The organism is Streptomyces sp. NPDC038135 (assembly GCF_055601245.1).
This window is the reverse complement of the sequence record NZ_JBVJXS010000002.1, coordinates 280,491-297,381: the sequence shown is the minus strand read 5'-3', so window position 1 is coordinate 297,381 and position 16,891 is coordinate 280,491. Positions and strand designations below refer to the sequence as shown.

14 protein-coding genes are annotated in these 16,891 nt (G+C 72.9%); 7 read left to right on the top strand and 7 right to left on the bottom strand.

Annotation, left to right across the window (positions count from 1 at the left end; translation table 11 throughout):
* Positions 1 to 343: 343 nt before the first annotated feature.
* From mmsA to iolC, 5 genes are all read right to left on the bottom strand, one after another.
* Positions 344 to 1,846: a CoA-acylating methylmalonate-semialdehyde dehydrogenase gene (gene mmsA / locus ACZ7JA_RS05665; protein ID WP_393430344.1), complete on the bottom strand. Its 1,503-nt coding sequence runs from the start codon at positions 1,844 to 1,846 to the stop codon at positions 344 to 346.
* 15 nt (positions 1,847 to 1,861) lie between these two features.
* Positions 1,862 to 3,739, bottom strand: a complete 1,878-nt coding sequence (iolD, locus tag ACZ7JA_RS05660) for a 3D-(3,5/4)-trihydroxycyclohexane-1,2-dione acylhydrolase (decyclizing) (protein ID WP_470807318.1) — start codon at positions 3,737 to 3,739, stop codon at positions 1,862 to 1,864.
* Positions 3,736 to 4,560, bottom strand: a complete 825-nt coding sequence (gene iolB / locus ACZ7JA_RS05655) for a 5-deoxy-glucuronate isomerase (protein WP_470807316.1) — start codon at positions 4,558 to 4,560, stop codon at positions 3,736 to 3,738. Before iolB ends, iolD begins: the two co-directional genes overlap by 4 nt.
* A complete protein-coding gene (locus ACZ7JA_RS05650) occupies positions 4,557 to 5,438 on the bottom strand; it encodes a Cgl0159 family (beta/alpha)8-fold protein (RefSeq protein ID WP_389299921.1) in 882 nt (293 codons plus the stop codon). The genes iolB and ACZ7JA_RS05650 overlap by 4 nt, the downstream gene beginning before the upstream one ends.
* A gap of 218 nt (positions 5,439 to 5,656) precedes the next feature.
* Complete coding sequence (iolC, locus tag ACZ7JA_RS05645) at positions 5,657 to 6,622, bottom strand: 5-dehydro-2-deoxygluconokinase (protein ID WP_389299246.1); 966 nt, start codon at positions 6,620 to 6,622, stop codon at positions 5,657 to 5,659.
* A 145-nt stretch (positions 6,623 to 6,767) separates the two neighbouring features.
* Here iolC and ACZ7JA_RS05640 point away from each other — a divergent pair, with 145 nt between their 5' ends.
* From ACZ7JA_RS05640 to ACZ7JA_RS05630, 3 genes are all read left to right on the top strand, one after another.
* Complete coding sequence (locus ACZ7JA_RS05640) at positions 6,768 to 7,682, top strand: sugar phosphate isomerase/epimerase family protein (protein ID WP_470807313.1); 915 nt, start codon at positions 6,768 to 6,770, stop codon at positions 7,680 to 7,682.
* A 241-nt stretch (positions 7,683 to 7,923) separates the two neighbouring features.
* Positions 7,924 to 8,124, top strand: coding sequence for a helix-turn-helix transcriptional regulator (locus ACZ7JA_RS05635; protein ID WP_351658978.1), 201 nt, complete (start codon positions 7,924 to 7,926; stop codon positions 8,122 to 8,124).
* Positions 8,125 to 8,175: 51 nt separating this feature from the next.
* Positions 8,176 to 8,739 (top strand): GNAT family N-acetyltransferase, encoded by a 564-nt coding sequence (locus tag ACZ7JA_RS05630; RefSeq protein WP_351658975.1) that lies wholly within the window; start codon positions 8,176 to 8,178, stop codon positions 8,737 to 8,739.
* On the opposite strand, the gene ACZ7JA_RS05625 is transcribed toward ACZ7JA_RS05630, so the two are convergent.
* Both ACZ7JA_RS05625 and ACZ7JA_RS05620 read right to left on the bottom strand, forming a co-directional pair.
* Entirely contained in the window at positions 8,720 to 9,763 is a 1,044-nt protein-coding gene (locus tag ACZ7JA_RS05625) for a zinc-dependent alcohol dehydrogenase family protein (protein WP_470807306.1), read from the bottom strand. The genes ACZ7JA_RS05630 and ACZ7JA_RS05625 overlap by 20 nt on opposite strands.
* A 49-nt stretch (positions 9,764 to 9,812) precedes the next feature.
* A complete protein-coding gene (locus ACZ7JA_RS05620) occupies positions 9,813 to 12,044 on the bottom strand; it encodes an MMPL family transporter (protein WP_351658970.1) in 2,232 nt (743 codons plus the stop codon).
* Positions 12,045 to 12,204: 160 nt separating this feature from the next.
* Between ACZ7JA_RS05620 and ACZ7JA_RS05615 the strand changes: the two genes are divergently transcribed.
* From ACZ7JA_RS05615 to ACZ7JA_RS05600, 4 genes are all read left to right on the top strand, one after another.
* On the top strand, positions 12,205 to 12,843 hold the full coding sequence (locus ACZ7JA_RS05615) for a TetR/AcrR family transcriptional regulator (protein WP_389299235.1): 639 nt from the start codon (positions 12,205 to 12,207) through the stop codon (positions 12,841 to 12,843).
* Positions 12,844 to 12,928: 85 nt separating this feature from the next.
* Entirely contained in the window at positions 12,929 to 13,876 is a 948-nt protein-coding gene (locus tag ACZ7JA_RS05610) for a PrsW family intramembrane metalloprotease (protein ID WP_450751581.1), read from the top strand.
* 75 nt (positions 13,877 to 13,951) lie between these two features.
* The gene (locus ACZ7JA_RS05605; protein ID WP_351658962.1) at positions 13,952 to 14,191 is read left to right on the top strand and encodes a heavy-metal-associated domain-containing protein; all 240 of its coding nucleotides are present in this window, start codon (positions 13,952 to 13,954) and stop codon (positions 14,189 to 14,191) included.
* Between the two features lie 85 nt (positions 14,192 to 14,276).
* Entirely contained in the window at positions 14,277 to 16,577 is a 2,301-nt protein-coding gene (locus ACZ7JA_RS05600) for a heavy metal translocating P-type ATPase (RefSeq protein WP_351658959.1), read from the top strand.
* The last annotated feature ends 314 nt before the right edge of the window (positions 16,578 to 16,891 follow it).

The window sequence follows — 16,891 nt, the reverse complement described above, 5'->3', positions numbered from 1 at the left end:
CTGAGGGTGGGGGTCGGGAGCGCTATCGCCTCCGGCGGCTCGTCTTACGTTCGTCTCGTCCGCTCCCGGCGCTGCTTAGAGAACCCCTTCGAAAACCGCCGCGTCAATGGGGGTTCACCTTCGGATTCCGCACTCGTAAAGCGACGCAGTTCACATAACTTTCGCAGGCGCTGATCACGCAACAGCTCATTCAGCAAGCTGATGGGATCTATGACCTTGCTTTCGAAGGTGATCAGGAGATCCCTCATGGCTTGCCCGTTTCATCCGCGAAAACGGGAACCGCAGGAGGCGGGGCAAAAAAATGTCGGGCCGTCCGGTATCCGGACGGCCCGACGGGGTGTTCTCAGTGGTTGCGCGGGAAGCCCAGGTCGACGCCCGCGGGGGCGTCCGCCGGGTCGGGCCAGCGAGTGGTGACGACCTTGCCGCGGGTGTAGAAGTGCGTGCCGTCGTTGCCGTAGATGTGGTGGTCGCCGAAGAGCGAGTCCTTCCAGCCGCCGAAGGAGTGGTAGCCGACGGGGACCGGGATCGGGACGTTGACGCCGACCATGCCGGCCTCGACCTCGAGCTGGAAGCGGCGGGCCGCGCCGCCGTCCCGGGTGAAGACGGCGGTGCCGTTGCCGAACGGCGAGGCGTTGATGAGCGCCAGGCCCTCCTCGTACGTCTCGGCGCGCAGCACGCACAGGACGGGGCCGAAGATCTCGTCCCGGTAGGCGCTGGCGGTCGTCGGCACCCGGTCGAGCAGCGAGATGCCGATCCAGTGGCCGTCCTCGAACCCGTCCACGGTGTGGCCGGTGCCGTCCAGCACCACTTCGCAGCCCTCGTCCGCCGCGCCCTTCACGTAGGAGGCGACCTTGTCCCGGTGGGCGGCGGTGATCAGCGGGCCCATCTCGGACGTCGGGTCGTTGCCGGGGCCGATCTTGATCTTCTCGGCCCGCTCGCGGATCTTCTCCACCAGCTCGTCGCCGATCGCGCCGACCGCCACGACCGCGGAGATCGCCATGCAGCGCTCGCCCGCCGAGCCGTAGGCCGCCGAGACGGCCGCGTCGGCGGCCGCGTCCAGGTCGGCGTCCGGCAGGACCAGCATGTGGTTCTTGGCGCCGCCGAGGGCCTGCACCCGCTTGCCGGCCGCGGAGGCGGTGGCGTGGATGTAGCGGGCGATCGGGGTCGAGCCGACGAAGGAGACGGCCTTGACGTCCGGGTGCTCCAGCAGCCGGTCCACGGCCGTCTTGTCGCCGTGCACGACGTTGAAGACGCCGTCGGGGAGCCCGGCCTCGGCGAGCAGCTCGGCGAGCCTCACCGCCGCCGACGGGTCCTTCTCGCTCGGCTTCAGCACGAAGGTGTTGCCGCAGGCGATGGCGATCGGGAACATCCACATCGGGACCATCGCCGGGAAGTTGAACGGGGTGATGCCCGCGACGACACCGAGCGGCTGGCGGATCGACGACACGTCCACCCGGCTCGCCACCTGCGTGGACAGCTCGCCCTTGAGCTGCACGCTGATGCCGCAGGCCAGGTCGACGATCTCCAGGCCGCGCGCGACCTCGCCCAGGGCGTCCGAGTGCACCTTGCCGTGCTCGGCGGTGATCAGCTCGGCGATCTCGTCCCGGTGCGCGTCGAGCAGCGCCCGGAACTTGAAGAGGATGCCGGTCCGCTGCGCCAGCGAGGACTGGCCCCAGGTCGTGAAGGCGTCCTTGGCGGCGGCGACGGCCGCGTCCACCTCCTCGACCGACGCGAACGCGACCTTGGTGGTGACCGCGCCGGTCGCCGGGTCCGTGACCGGCCCGTACGTGCCCGACGCGCCTTCGGCGGTCTTGCCGCCGATCCAGTGGTTGACGATCTTCGTCATGCCCTAAGACTCCTTCTACAGATGGCGGCGTCGGGTCGAGACGTGCCGTTCGTACAGCTCACGTGCCTTGACCGCGGACGGTCGGGTCGCGGTCTCGGCCACAGGAACATCCCACCAGGCCTGCGCCGGAGGCGCGCCCGACACAGTGTCGGACGTTTCGGTCTCCACGTAGACACATGTGGGAGTGTCGGCCGCGCGTGCCTCGGCGAGCGCCGCCCGCAGGTCCCGGACCGTCCGCGCGCGCAGCACCCGCATGCCGAGGCTGGCCGCGTTGGCGGCGAGGTCCACCGGCAGCGGGGCGCCGGTGAAGCCGCCGTCGGCCGCGCGGTAGCGGTAGGCGGTGCCGAACCGCTCGCCGCCCACCGACTCCGACAGGCCGCCGATCGAGGCGTACCCGTGGTTCTGCAGCAGCAGGACCTTGATCGCGACGCCCTCCTGGACGGCGGTCACGATCTCCGTCGGCATCATCAGGTAGGTGCCGTCGCCGACCAGCGCCCAGACGTTCCGCCCGGGCGCGGCGAGCTTGACGCCGATCGCGGCCGGGATCTCGTAGCCCATGCAGGAGTAGCCGTACTCCAGGTGGTACTGGTCCCGGGACCGGGTCCGCCACAGCTTGTGCAGGTCGCCGGGGAGGGAGCCGGCCGCGTTCACGATGATGTCGGACTCGTCGACCACTGCGTCCAGGGCGCCGATGACCTGGGGCTGGGTCGGCCGTACGTCGGGCTCGTCGGCCTCGAAGCAGGCGTCGACCCGCTGTTCCCAGCGCTCCTTGTCCTCGGTGTACTCGGCGACGTAGCTGTCGGCGACCCGGTGCCCGTGCGTCGCCAGGGCCTCGGTCAGCTCGCCCAGACCGCTGCGGGCGTCCGCGACCAGCGGGAGACCGGCGAGCTTGTGGCCGTCGAAGGGCGCGATGTTGAGGTTGAGGAAGCGGACGTCCGGGTTCTCGAAGAGGGTCCCGGAGGCGGTGGTGAAGTCGGTGTAGCGGGTGCCGACGCCGATGACGAGGTCAGCGGTGCGGGCCAGTTCGTCGGCGGTGGCGGTGCCGGTGTGGCCGACGCCGCCGACGTCCTGCGGGTGGTCGTGACGCAGGGAGCCCTTGCCGGCCTGGGTGGAGGCGACCGGTATGCGGGTGGCCGCCGCGAACTCCGCGAGGGCCTCCTCGGCGCGGCTGTGGTGGACGCCGCCGCCCGCGACGACGAGCGGCCTGCGCGCCCGGCGGACGGCCCGCACCGCCTCGGCCAGCTCGGCCGGGTCCGCGCCGGGACGCCGTACCGTCCACACGCGCTCGGCGAAGAACTCCTCGGGCCAGTCGTACGCCTCGGCCTGCACGTCCTGCGGCAGGGCGAGGGTGACCGCGCCGGTCTCCACCGGGTCGGTGAGCACCCGCACGGCCTGCAGCGCGCCCGGGACGAGCTGCTCGGCCCGGGCGATCCGGTCGAAGTAGCGCGACACCGGGCGCAGGGTGTCGTTGACCGAGACGTCGCCCGCGTACGGCGTCTCTAGCTGCTGCAGGACCGGGTCGGCGGGGCGGGCGGCGAAGACGTCGCCGGGGAGGAGCAGGACCGGGAGGTGGTTGACGGTGGCGAGGGCGGCGCCGGTGACCAGGTTGGTGGCGCCGGGGCCGATGGAGGTCGTGACGGCGTGGGCGGACAGGCGGTTGGACTGGCGGGCGTAGCCGACCGCCGCGTGCACCATGGCCTGTTCGTTGCGGCCCTGGTGGTACGGCATGACCTCGGCGTACTCGACCAGCGCCTGGCCGAGCCCGGCTACGTTGCCGTGCCCGAAGACGCCCCAGGTGGCGCCGATCAGCCGGCGGCGCTCGCCGTCGCGTTCGGTGTACTGGGCGGCGAGGAAGCGGACGAGTGCCTGGGCGACGGTCAGCCGGATCGTCATCGGTAGCCCCCTGTGCTCATCGCTTGGTCGGGGTGGAAGCGGATCCGCCACTCCCGCGTCTCGCCGGGTCCCGCCATGACGTTGAGGTAGTACATGTCGTGACCGGGCTGGGCGATCGACGGGCCGTGCCATCCGTCGGGGACGAGGACGGCGTCGCCGGAGCGGACCTCGGCGAGGACGTCGGAGCCGCCCTCACGGGAGGGGAACACGCGCTGGTAGCCGAACCCGTTCGGGCCGTCGATCTCGAAGTAGTAGATCTCCTCCAGCCGGGACTCCTCGCCCGGCACGTGCTCGTCGTGCTTGTGCGACGGGTAGGACGACCAGTTGCCGCCGGGGGTGACGACCTCCACGGCGATCAGCCGGTCGCAGTCGAAGGCGTCGGCGGCCGCGAAGTTGCGCACCCGGCGCGCGCAGGTGCCGCTGCCGCGGTGTTCGACGGGGACCTCCGGCGCGGGGCCGTAGCGGGCGGGGAGTCGTCGCTCGCACTTCGCTCCTGCCAGGGCGAAGCGGCCTCCCGCGCCGGAGGCGATCTGGACCCGGGCGTCGCGGGGCGCGTAAACGAAGTCGGAGACCCCGGTGAACACGCTCTCACGACCCAGGAGTTGGAACTCGTCTTCCTCGATTCGCACCGTACATCCGCCTTGCAACGGAAGCACGATCCATTCACTGCCCCCGGTGGTGAACGTATGGCTGCCGCCGGGTGTCAGCTCCACCACGCGCAGGCCGCTGTACTCCCAGCCGGCGCGCTCGGGGCCGATGTCGACGGAGTACCCGCCGCTGGCGGTGGTTCCCCGGGGCAGGTGCAGTTCGTCGCCGGTCATGCGGCCCCTCGCAGCAGTGCGGTGGCGGTGTCCACGGCGGCGGCCACGTCGCCGTCCGCCGGGTACAGCAGCGAACGGCCCACGACCAGGCCGCGCACGGTGGGCAGCCGGAGCGCGCCGCGCCACTTCTCGTAGGCGGCGACCTGCTCCCCGGGGGAGTCGCCGACGTCACCCCCGAGGAGTACGGCCGGCAGGGTCGAGGTCTCCATGACCCGGGCCATGTCGTCGGGGTTCTCGGTGACCGGCACCTTCAGCCAGGTGTAGGCCGAGGAGCCGCCGAGGCCGGAGGCGATGGCGATGGACCTGGTGACGGCGTCGGCGGACAGGTCGTTGACCAGCCGGCCCCCGGGGGTGCGGCTGGTGATGAACGGCTCCACGAAGACCGGGAGCCGGCGGGCGGCCATGTCGTCGATGACGCGGGCGGCCGACTCCATGGTGGTCAGCGAGCCCGGGTCGGCGTAGTCGATGCGCAGCAGCAGCTTGCCGGCGTCGAAGCCGAGACGCTGGATGTCCTCGGGACGGTGGCCGGTGAAGCGGTCGTCCAGTTCGAAGCCGGCGCCCTGCAGCCCGCCGCGGTTCATGGAGCCGAGGACGACCTTGTGGTCGAGGGCGCCGAGCAGCAGCAGGTCGTCCAGGACGTCGGCGGTCGCGAGGACGCCGTCGACGCCGGGTCGCGACAGCGCGAGGCACAGGCGCCGCAGCAGGTCGGCGCGGTTGGCCATGGCGAGGGCGCGGTCGCCCACGCCGAGCGCGCCGCGGGCCGGGTGGTCGGCGGCGACGATCATCAGCCGGCCGCTCGTGTCCAGCAGCGGGCGCCGCACGCGCCGGGCGGCGGCCTCGGCGACGGCCTCGGGGTGGTGGATGCGGAGGCGGACCAGTTCGGAGACGTCGACGGGCGGCGGCCGCGTCCCCGACCCGTCCTCGGCGTGCGTCCGCGGCGCGTCCCCGGTGGGCTTGCGCGGCGCATCCCCGGCGTGCGTTCCCGGCGCACCCCCGGTGGGCGTACCCGACCCACCCTCTGTGGGCGTCCCCGGTGCGTCCCCGGCGTGCGTTCCCGACCCGCCCTCGGTGTGCGTCCCCGTCACCCGGCCGGCCCTCACAGCACCGCTCCGGCGTCGAGTGCGGCGGCCACCTCGGCGGGGGTCGGCATCGCGGAGGAGCACTCCAGGCGGGAGGCGACGATGGCGCCGGCCGCGTTGGCGTGCCGCATGGTCGTCTCCAGGTCCCAGCCCGCCAGCAGGCCGTGGCACAGGGAGCCGCCGAAGGCGTCCCCGGCGCCGAGTCCGTTGAGGACGGTGACCGGCAGCGGCGGGACCTCGGCGCACTCGCCGCTGCGGTCGACGGCGAGGACACCCTTGGGCCCCTGTTTGACCACGGCGATCTCGGCCCCGGCGGCCAGCAGGGCGCGGGCCGCCGCATGGGGCTCGCGGACGCCGGTCGCGATCTCCACCTCGTCCAGGTTGCCCACGGCGACCGTGGCGTGCCGCAGCGCCTCGGCGTAATAGGGCCGGACCCGGCCGGGGTCGGTCCGGGCCGCGTCGTTCCAGAGGACGGGGCGCCAGTCGAGGTCGAAGACGGTCGGGCCGGACCGGGCCCGGTGGGCGAGGGCGGTGAGGGTGGCCGTGCGGCTCGGCTCCTCGCTCAGGCCGGTGCCGGTGACCCAGAAGATCCGGGCGGCGGCGATGGCGTCCAGGTCCAGGTCGCCGGCGTCGATCTCCAGGTCCGGCGCCTTGGGGCGGCGGTAGAAGTAGAGGGGGAAGTCGTCCGGCGGGAAGATCTCGCAGAAGGTGACCGGCGTGGCCAGTCCGGGGACCGGGGTGACCCAGCGGTCGTCGACGCCGAAGCCGCGCAGGGCCTCGTGCAGATAGGCGCCGAACGGGTCGTCGCCGGTGCGGGTGATGACGGCCGTCCGGCGGCCGAGCCGGGCGGCGGCCACCGCGACGTTGGTCGCCGACCCGCCGAGGAACTTGCCGAAGGCCGACACCTGGGCCAGCGGGACGCCGGTCTGCAGCGGGTAGAGGTCCACTCCGATCCGCCCCATGGTGATCAAGTCGTACGCCATCGGCTTCCCTTCCGCGCTGTCCGGTTCACCCCGCGTATCTCCTCCCGGGCTTTCTAGTCCTGTCAGACGAACCCTGTCAATCTTTTGTCCGGACATTCGGACGACAGCTTGACACCGCTTTCCGGGCGCCCGCAGGCTGGCGGCCATGACGTCCTCGGCACCCTCCTCACTTTCCCGCATCCGGATCGGTTCGGCGCCCGACTCCTGGGGCGTGTGGTTCCCGGACGACCCGCGGCAGGTGCCCTGGCGGCGGTTCCTCGACGAGGTCGCCGGCTCGGGCTACGAGTGGATCGAGCTCGGCCCCTACGGCTATCTGCCCACCGACCCCGCGGTGCTCGCCGAGGAGACCGGCCGCCGCGGCCTGAAGGTGTCGGCAGGCACCGTCTTCACCGGCCTGCACCACGGCGCCGCCGTCTGGGAGAAGACCTGGGAGCACGTCTCCGGCATCGCCGCCCTGACCCAGGCCATGGGCGCCCGCCACCTGGTCGTCATCCCGTCCTTCTGGCGGGACGACCGGACCGGCGAGGGGCTGGAGCCCGACACGCTGACCGCCCCGCAGTGGCGCGACCTCACCTCGCTGACCGAACGGCTGGGGCACGAGGTGCGGGAGCGGTACGGCCTCACGGTCGTGGTCCACCCGCACGCCGACACGCACATCGACACCGAGGAGAACGTCACCCGGTTCCTCGACGGCACCGACCCGGACCTGGTCTCGCTGTGCCTGGACACCGGGCACTACGCCTACTGCGGCGGCGACAGCGTCAAGCTGATCGAGACCTACGGCGAACGGATCGGCTACCTGCATCTGAAGCAGGTGGACCCGGAGATCCTCGCCGACGTGCGGGCGCAGGGGACGCCGTTCGGCCCGGCGGTCGCCCGCGGAGTGATGTGCGAACCGCCGTCCGGCGTCCCCGCGCTGGGGCCGGTGTTGGAGGCCGCCGGACGGCTGGGCGCCGACCTGTTCGCGATCGTCGAGCAGGACATGTACCCGTGCGACCCGGACAAGCCGCTGCCGATCGCCCGGCGCACCCGGGCGTTCCTGAGGTCCTGCGGAGCCTGAGCGCCCACCCCGACCGGCAGGCATCGCGCGCCGCTTTGCTGCGGCCGTGTCACAAAGTCCCCCTTCCTGTCACAGATGTCGCACCTACGCGGGTTATCGGTCACACCCGGCCGACAGCCGCTTCCCCGCCGCCTCCCGGTGTCGTTCACCGGGCAAAGGCTTGGTGATCACCAGCGCACCGCCCGGCTCCCCCGACGGCCGCCCCCGGCCGCGCCGCGGCGCGCGCGGGGAGGTACGACGCATGACCGACCGAAGGCTCTGGGGCTACAAGGAGATCGCGGCGCACATCAGGGTGCAGCCGGACACCGTGCGGTCCTACCGCAAGCACGGCCTGCTGCCGCCGCCGGACCAGGTGGAGTCCGGCAAGCCCTACTGGTACGCCGACACCGTCCGCGCCTGGGTCGCCTCCCGGCCGGGCAACCGGGGCCGAAGAGGGGACTGAGCGCGGAAAAACCACCTGTGCCCCACCTGCGGCGTGGGGCACAGTCGCCCCATGAGCTTCTCCGTCAAACCCGTCCTGACCGGCCGCAGGACCGTGCTGCGGCCGTTCACCGAGGCCGACGCCGCCGCCATGGGTGAGATCGTCGCCGACCCCGAGGTCGTCCGCTTCACCTTCGATCCCTCCACGGAGCTGACCCCGGAACGGCTGCGCACCTGGTACGGCTCCCGGGCCACCGCCCCCGACCGCCTCGACCTGGCCGTCACCGATCCGCAGACCGGCGAGGTCCTGGGCGAGGTGGTGTTGTACGAGTACGACGCGGCCGCCCGGAGCTGCGTCTTCCGCACCCTCATCGGCCCCCGCGGCCGGGGCCGCGGCATCGGCACCGAGGCGACCCGGCTGATCGTCGGCCACGCCTTCGAGTCGCTCGGTCTGCACCGCGTCGAGCTGGCCGCCTGGGCCCACAACCACCGGGCCCTGCGCGTCTACGAGAAGGCCGGCTTCGTGGTCGAGGGCGTACGGCGGGAGGTGCAGGTGCGCGACGGCGAGTGGGCCGACGAGGTGATCATGGCGATCCTGGACCGCGAGTGGGCCGCGCTCAGCGCCACGGCTCGATGACGGTCACGCCCGCGCCCGGCGTGGTCCCCATGGCGGCGAGGGCGGCCGGCGCCTCGTCCAGCGAGATCGTCCGCGTCACCAGCAGGTCCGGGCGCAGCGCCCCGGAGCCGACCAGCTCCAGCATCCCGGGATAGGCGTGGGCGGCCATGCCGTGGCTGCCGAGGATCTCCAGCTCCAGGGCGATGGCGCGGGCCATCGGGACCGGGGTGGTGCCGTCCGCCGAGGGCAGCAGGCCCACCTGGACGTGCCGGCCGCGGCGGCGCAGGGAGCCGACGGAGGCGGCGCAGGTGGCGGCCGAGCCGAGGGCGTCCAGCGAGAGATGCGCGCCCCCGCCGGTCAGCTCCCGTACGGCCGCCGCCGTGTCCGGTACGGCTGAGGCGTCCACCGTCGCGGCCGCGCCGAAGGTCCGGGCCAGTTCGAGCGCCCGCGGCGAGACGTCCACCGCGACCACCCGGGCCCCCGCGGCGGCCGCGATCATCACCGCCGACAGCCCGACCCCGCCGCACCCGTGCACCGCGACCCACTCCCCCGCCGCCGACCGGCCCTGCCGCACCACCGCGCGGAAGCCGGTGGCGAAGCGGCAGCCGAGGGCGGCGGCCGTGCCGTACGCCATCGAGTCCGGGATCGCGACCAGGTTCACGTCGGCGTGGTCGAGCGCCACGTACTGGGCGAAGGAACCCCAGTGGTGGAAGCCGGGCTGGGTCTGGCGCTCGCACACCTGCTGGTCGCCGGCCGCGCAGGACGGGCAGCTTCCGCAGGCGCAGACGAAGGGCACGGTGACCCGGTCGCCGGGGTGCCAGCCGGTCACCCGGGCGCCCACCGCCTCGACGACTCCGGCGAGTTCGTGGCCGGGGACGTGCGGCAGGGTGATGTCCGGGTCGTGGCCCATCCAGCCGTGCCAGTCGCTGCGGCACAGTCCCGTCGCCTCGACCCGCACCACGACCCCGTGCTCGGCCGGCTCCGGGTCCGGCACCTCCCGCACCTCGGCCGGCTCCCCGTACTTCTCGAACACCGCCGCTCTCATGCGGCCCACCTTCGCACGGGGGGACGCCGCGCCACACCCCGCCTCCCGCTCATACGCCCGCCGGCTCCTTCTCCGGCGCGGACGCCGGCGCCTCGCCCTCGCTGAGCCCGAACCGCCGGTGGAAGCGGCGCAGCGGGGCGGGCGCCCACCAGGTGGCGCGGCCGGTGAGCCGCATGATCGCCGGGACCAGCAGGCTGCGGACGACCATCGCGTCCATCAGGACCGCGAGCGCGATGCCGAAGCCCAGCATCTTGGTGTTGGTCACCCGGGAGGTGCCGATGGCGACCATCACCACCGCGAGGATGACCGCCGCCGCGGTGATCAGGCCGCCGGTGCGCTGGAGACCGTGGCGGACCGCCTCGTCGTGGTCGCCGGTGCGGTCGTACTCCTCCTTGATGCGGGAGAGCAGGAACACGCCGTAGTCCATGGAGAGTCCGAAGGCCACGCAGAACATCAGCACGGGCAGGGTGGTCTCGATGGAGCCGGGGCTGGTGAAGCCGAGCGCGCCGGACAGGTGGCCGTCCTGGAAGACCCAGACCACCGCGCCGAACATCGCCGTCAGGCTGAGCGCGTTGAGCACCACGGCCTGCAGGGGTATCAGCACGCTCCCGGTGAGCAGGAAGACCAGCAGCAGGGTGACGACCGCGATGAACGCCCCCGCCCAGGGCAGGCGTTCGCCTATCGCGTGCTTGGAGTCGACCAGGACGGCGGCCGTACCGGTCACCTTGGTGTCGAAGGGGGCCTTCAGCGCGCGCAGTTCGCCGACGAGGCGCTGGGCCCCGGTGTCGACGGCCTCGCCCTCCGGCTGGACGGTGAAGTAGCCCGTGCCGCCCTTGACCAGGGGGCCGTCGACCCGGGCGACCTCGGGCAGGGCGGCCACCCGCTGCTTGTAGGCGGCGTACTGCGCCTTGGTGGCGCCGCCCTCGGTGAGGATCTCGAGGCCGCCGCCGGGTGTGCCGGGGAAGCCGTCGCGGAGGTGCTGCTGCACCACGTGCGACTCGGCGCCCGAGGGCAGTTGGCGGTCGTCGGCGGTGCCGAATCGGACGCCGAGGAAGGGGAGGCCGAGGACGACGAGGAGGGCGCTGGTGCCGATCGCGAAGAGCGGCGCACGGCGCATCACCAGCGTGGCGGTGCGCGTCCAGCCGGTGCTGCCCGCGGCCTCGCCCGCGGAGCCTGCGGTCTCGCGGCCGCGGCGGAACAGGCGCCGCAGGTCGAGGGAGTTGACCCGGTGGCCGAGCAGGATCAGGGCGGCCGGCAGCAGGATCAGGGCGGCAGCGGCGGCCAGCAGGACCACGGCGATGCCGGCGTAGGCGAAGGACCGCAGGAAGTACTGCGGGAAGACCATCATGGCGGCCAGGGAGACCGCGACGGTGAGGGCGGAGAACAGCACCGTGCGGCCCGCCGTGCGCAGTGTGGTGCCGACCGCCGTCAGCGGATCGGCCCCGCCGGACAGTTCCTCCCTGTAGCGGCGCACGATGAAGAGGGCGTAGTCGATGGCCAGGCCGAGGCCGAGGGCCGTGGTGAGGTTGAGCGCGAAGACCGAGACGTCGGTGAAGGCGGTCAGGCCGCGCAGCACCGCGTTGGTGCCGAGGATCGCCACGATGCCGATGCCCAGCGGCAGCAGGGCCGCGACGGCGCTGCCGAAGACCATCACGAGGAGCACCAGCGTGATCGGCAGGGCGATCATCTCGGCCCGGGTGAGGTCCTCCTTGATGATGGTCTGCATCTCGTGCCGGACGGCGACGATGCCGCCGACCTTCACCCGCACCGGGCCGTGCGCTCCCCGGTAGTGGGGCGCTATGCGGTCGAGGGTGCGGCCCATCGCGTTCTCGTCGCCGGTGATGCGGGCGGCGATCAGCGCCTCGTGGCCGTCCTCGGCGCGCAGGCCGGGCGCCGCCGAGGGAGCGGCCTGCCAGTAGGAGCCGACGCCGGTGATGCCCCGCTCCCCGGCCAGCCGCTCGGCCAGGCCGCGGGCCTCGGCGGCGACCGCCGGGTCGTCGACGGAGGCGCGGCCCGCGTCGACCAGGAGCAGCAGATTGGGCTGGGAGCCGGGGAACTCGCGCTCCAGCGCCTTGGTCGCGTAGGTCGACTCGGCGGCCGGGTCCTCCCAGCCGCCGCTGCCCAGATGGTCCGCGACCCCGCTGCCGGCCAGCACGGCGAGCGCGGTCAGCACCAGGGCCGCCAGCAGCGACAGGCGTGGGCGGGCGGTGACGAGACGGGCCCAGCCGCCGGCTCGGGGAGGTCCGTCGCCGGGGCGCGGCGCCTTGTTGACTTCGGTCATCGTGCGGTGTCCCCTTCACCGTGACCCGTGTCCGTGCAGGCAGGCGGCATGGGTCGGTCATTGCCATAAACTGGCAAACACGAGAGATCGCTCGCGTTTCACAAGAATGCGAGCGACCGCTCGTGTTTGTCAATCGCCTTCGAAGGGCTGGGGATAACGCGTGTCCGACACCTCGGAGAACGAGCAGCCGCGCCGCCGCCAGGCGCGCGGCGAGCGCCGTATCGCCCAGCTCCTCGAGGCCGCCGCCCAGGTCTTCTGCACCACCGGCTACACCGCCGCCAGCACCAACGCCATCGCCCGCGAGGCGGGCGTCTCGCCGGGCACGCTCTACCAGTTCTTCCCGAACAAGGAAGCGATCGCGATCGAGCTGGGCGACCGCCTGATGCACGAGATGCGGGAGACCTACGGCGAGGCCCTCGCCCCGGTCGATCCCGCCACCCCGCTGGAGGAGGCCATCGGCGCGGCCGTCGACCGGTTCATGGCCTTCAACACCGAGCACCCGGTGTTCTTCGCGCTGATGCACGGCCCCGACCTGCCCGGCGGGATCACGGAGGCGCACGACCAGCTGCACGCCACCCTGATCGGCCGCGTCGAGGACCTGCTCGCCTCGCTGCTGCCCGAGGCCCCGCCCGCCGGCCTCACCCGCACGGCACACGTCTGCCTCGGCATCTACAAGGCCGGCCTGGAGCTGGTCCTGGCCCACGAGGGGGACGAGCGCGCGGCCTACGTCCAGGAGATCAAGCACGTGCTGGTCCGCTATCTCGACCCCCTGGTGGGCGACCGGCTCGGCCGCGCCTGACCCCACAGGGTCACCCGGACTGCGGCACAAGGCGCACCTGCATAGGGTGCGGATAAATCGCCCCGCAGCAGTCCGAGGGGGACACGTGACCCACTCCCCGCCGCCCGGCAGGCCCCGGGCCCGCATCCCCGGCCCGCAGCAGCCGCCACCGCCGTTCCCCCGCATCGGCGCGGGCCTGTGGCGGCGCTGCCTCAAAGGCGGGCTCGCCCTGTGGGCTCTGACCGCGGCGGTGGCGTACACGACGCGCGGCGTCGCGCCGCTGCCCGCGCTCGCCCTCCTCGGCGGCTTCCTGATCCCTGTCGTCTTCGTACTGTGGGCGTACGAGCGGCACGGCCGCGACCTGGGCGTCAGCGCGGTCCTCGGCTGCTTCCTGGCCGGCGGCGCGCTCGGGGTGCCCGCCGCCGTGCTGATGGAGTCGCACCTGCTCCACCCCTCCCTCGGGCGGTTCACCGGTGTCGCCCTGGCGGAGGAGGCGGCGAAGCTCGGCGCCCTGGTGTTCGCGCTGCGCCGCCAGCCGGGCCTTCGCGGCGCGCGGGCCGGGCTGGTGCTCGGCGCGGCCGTCGGACTCGGCTTCGCCGCGGTGGAGAGCTGCGCCTACGCCTTCGACGCGCTGCTCCTCTCCGACGCCGCCGATCTGCGGGTGGTGCTGGAGACGGAGTTCCCGCGCGAGCTGCTCGCCCCGCTCGGGCACGGGCTGTGGACGGCGATCGCGGGGGCCGCGCTGCTGTCCCAGCGCCGTCCGAACGGGCACTTCCGCCTCGCCGCGCCGGTGGTGGGCACCTGGCTCGGCGTCTGCGTGCTGCACGCTGCGTGGGACGCCACGCGCGGGGTCGCCGGCCGGCTGGTGACGCGGGTGTACGGCGTCCAGGGCGCCCCGGGACCGTTCGGGCAGCCGTACCTGCCGCGGACCGGCGCCGGACAGGAGCACCTGTTCACGTTGCTCTCGGCGGGAGGCCTGGTACTCGTGGCCCTGCTCGGCCTCGCCTGGGTGTGGTCACTGACCCCGGCGGACGCTTGGAGAAATACCCCCTAGGGGTATAGTGTGGTGAACGTGGGGATCCCATCGTGAGCCCCACTGGCCCCACCTGCCTCGACGAGGAGTAACGACATGACCGCCCAGACCGACACTTCGGGCTCCGTCACCACCGTCTACAAGGTGACCGGCATGAGCTGCGGCCACTGCGAGGGATCCGTCTCCGGCGAGATCTCCGGGATCCCCGGCGTCAGCTCGGTGAAGGCCGTCGCGTCCACCGGCGAGGTGACCGTCGTCTCCGCGGCCCCGCTCGACGACGAGGCCGTCCGCGCCGCCGTGGACGAGGCCGGGTTCGAGCTCGCCGGCCGGGCCTGAGAAAAACCCTCCCTTCCCCGACCGGGCCGTTCCGACCAGCTGATACTGGATCCGTACGGCCCGGTCCGATGTCTGGAGTCCGGACATGACCAGCACCACCGCCGCCAAGCCGGCGAGCGCGATAGGCGACACCTCCGAGGTCGAGCTGCTCATCGGCGGGATGACCTGCGCCTCCTGCGCCGCACGGGTGGAGAAGAAGCTCAACCGCATCGACGGCGTGAGCGCCACCGTGAACTTCGCGACCGAGAAGGCCAAGGTCAGCTACGCCGGGAGCGTCCAGGTCGCCGACCTGATCGCGACCGTGGTGAAGACCGGCTACACCGCCGAGGAGCCGCCGCCCCCGGAGCCCGAACCCCCGGCCGCCGGGACCGCCGGGGCCGCCGCCCAGGACCCGGAACTCGGCGCCCTGCGCCACCGCCTGCTGGTCTCCGTACTGCTCGCCGCCCCGGTCGTGCTGCTCGCGATGGTCCCCGCCCTGCAGTTCGACAACTGGCAGTGGCTCTCTCTCACCCTCGCCGCGCCCGTCGTCGTCTGGGGCGGCGCGCCCTTCCACCGGGCCGCCTGGACCAACCTCCGGCACGGCGCCGCGACCATGGACACGCTCGTCTCCGTCGGCACCCTGGCCGCCTTCGGGTGGTCCCTGTGGGCCCTGTTCTTCGGCGACGCGGGCATGCCCGGCATGCACGACGAGTTCCGGTTCACCGTCTCGCGCATGGACGGCGCCTCCACCATCTACCTCGAGGTCGCCTCCGGAGTCGTGGCGCTGATCCTGCTCGGCCGCTACCTGGAGGCCCGCTCCAAGCGGCGCGCCGGGGCCGCCCTGAAGGCGCTGATGGAGCTGGGCGCCAAGGACGTGGCGGTGCTGCGCGAGGGCCGCGAGGTGCGGGTCCCGGTGGCCTCGCTGGCCGTCGGCGACCGGTTCGTCGTCCGGCCCGGAGAGAAGATCGCCACCGACGGCACGGTCGCCGAGGGCGTCTCCGCGGTGGACGCGTCCATGCTGACCGGCGAGTCCGTGCCGGTGGACGTCGGACCCGGCGACCTGGTCACCGGCGCGACCGTGAACGCGGGCGGCCGGCTGGTCGTCGAGGCGACCCGGGTCGGCGCCGACACCCAGCTCGCCCGGATGGCGAAGCTGGTGGAAGACGCGCAGAACGGCAAGGCCGAGGTGCAGCGCCTCGCCGACCGGATCTCCGCCGTGTTCGTCCCGGTGGTCATCCTCATCGCGCTCGGCACCTTCGGCGTCTGGCTGGGCGTCACCGGGGACACCGTCGCCGCGTTCACCGCCGCCGTCGCCGTCCTGATCATCGCCTGCCCCTGCGCGCTGGGCCTCGCGACCCCGACCGCCCTGATGGTCGGCACCGGACGGGGCGCCCAGCTCGGCATCCTGATCAAGGGCCCCGAGGTGCTGGAGTCCACGCGCCGCGTCGACACGGTCGTCCTGGACAAGACCGGCACGGTGACCACCGGACGGATGACCCTCCAGGAGGTGTACGCCGCCGAGGGCGAGGACGCCGGGGAGCTGCTGCGGCTCGCGGGCGCCCTGGAGCACGCCTCCGAGCACCCCGTCGCCCGGGCGATCGCCGCGGGCGCCGAGGAACGCCTGCGGGGGACGAGCGCTCAGCACGCTCCGGCGGTGGCGGGCGACGGGTGGGGCCTGCCCGCCGTCGAGTCCTTCGAGAACGTCCCCGGGCGGGGCGTGCGCGGGCGCGTGGCGGGTCGCGAGGTGGCCGTGGGGCGGCTCTTCGACGAGCTGCCCGAGGAGCTGGCACGCGCCCGGGAGGCGGCCGAGCGGGACGGGCGTACGGCCGTCACCGTCGGCTGGGACGGCCGGGCCCGCGGAGTGCTCGCCGTTGCCGACGCGGTGAAGGAGACCAGCGCCGAGGCGGTGCGCGAGCTGCGCGCGCTCGGACTCACGCCGGTGCTGCTCACCGGGGACAACCGGACCGTCGCCGAGTCGGTCGCCCGGGCGGTCGGCATCGACGAGGTGATCGCCGAGGTCCTCCCCGAGGACAAGGTGGACGTCGTACGGCGGCTGCGGGACGAGGGCCGGACCGTGGCCATGGTCGGCGACGGCGTCAACGACGCGGCCGCGCTCGCCACCGCCGACCTCGGGCTGGCGATGGGCACCGGCACGGACGCGGCGATCGAGGCCGGCGACCTGACCCTGGTCCGCGGCGACCTGCGGGTGGCCGCGGACGCGATCCGGCTCTCCCGGCGCACCCTCAGCACCATCAAGGGCAACCTGGTGTGGGCCTTCGGGTACAACGTGGCCGCGCTGCCGCTGGCCGCCGCCGGTCTGCTGAACCCGATGATCGCGGGCGCCGCGATGGCCTTCTCCTCGGTGTTCGTGGTGACCAACAGCCTGCGGCTGCGCGGCTTCCACTGAACTCGCCCAGGGTTACCGGCGGTTATCTGTAGTTGAAACCGCAACCCCCCTGGAGTCGGGCGCGAGCCTCACATAAGCTCTTCACAAGGCTCGCGCATCATCCTTACGCTTGGGTCCCGATCGCCGTATCGGGGCTCTTGCGCACCTAAAGGACAAATGCAAGAGACGCAGATCACAGTGACGCGAACGTAACCATCGAAGGGGTTCGAAGGTCTAAGTTGGCGATGTCAGACCAGCGTCTTGGGGGGCGCTGACTGGCATCTGGGGATGTCTTGGGGGACTTCCTCAGAGATGCGTTGCCGGGGCACGTACAC

Excerpts from the sequence above, each read along its gene's own strand:
- mmsA (WP_393430344.1), bottom strand. The coding sequence starts at position 1,846 with ATGACGAAGATCGTCAACCACTGGATCGGCGGCAAGACCGCCGAAGGC.
- iolD (WP_470807318.1), bottom strand. The coding sequence starts at position 3,739 with ATGACGATCCGGCTGACCGTCGCCCAGGCACTCGTCCGCTTCCTCGCC.
- iolB (WP_470807316.1), bottom strand. The coding sequence starts at position 4,560 with ATGACCGGCGACGAACTGCACCTGCCCCGGGGAACCACCGCCAGCGGC.
- iolC (WP_389299246.1), bottom strand. The coding sequence starts at position 6,622 with ATGGCGTACGACTTGATCACCATGGGGCGGATCGGAGTGGACCTCTAC.
- ACZ7JA_RS05640 (WP_470807313.1), top strand. The coding sequence starts at position 6,768 with ATGACGTCCTCGGCACCCTCCTCACTTTCCCGCATCCGGATCGGTTCG.
- ACZ7JA_RS05635 (WP_351658978.1), top strand. The coding sequence starts at position 7,924 with ATGACCGACCGAAGGCTCTGGGGCTACAAGGAGATCGCGGCGCACATC.
- ACZ7JA_RS05630 (WP_351658975.1), top strand. The coding sequence starts at position 8,176 with ATGAGCTTCTCCGTCAAACCCGTCCTGACCGGCCGCAGGACCGTGCTG.
- ACZ7JA_RS05625 (WP_470807306.1), bottom strand. The coding sequence starts at position 9,763 with ATGAGAGCGGCGGTGTTCGAGAAGTACGGGGAGCCGGCCGAGGTGCGG.
- ACZ7JA_RS05620 (WP_351658970.1), bottom strand. The coding sequence starts at position 12,044 with ATGACCGAAGTCAACAAGGCGCCGCGCCCCGGCGACGGACCTCCCCGA.
- ACZ7JA_RS05605 (WP_351658962.1), top strand. The coding sequence starts at position 13,952 with ATGACCGCCCAGACCGACACTTCGGGCTCCGTCACCACCGTCTACAAG.
- ACZ7JA_RS05600 (WP_351658959.1), top strand. The coding sequence starts at position 14,277 with ATGACCAGCACCACCGCCGCCAAGCCGGCGAGCGCGATAGGCGACACC.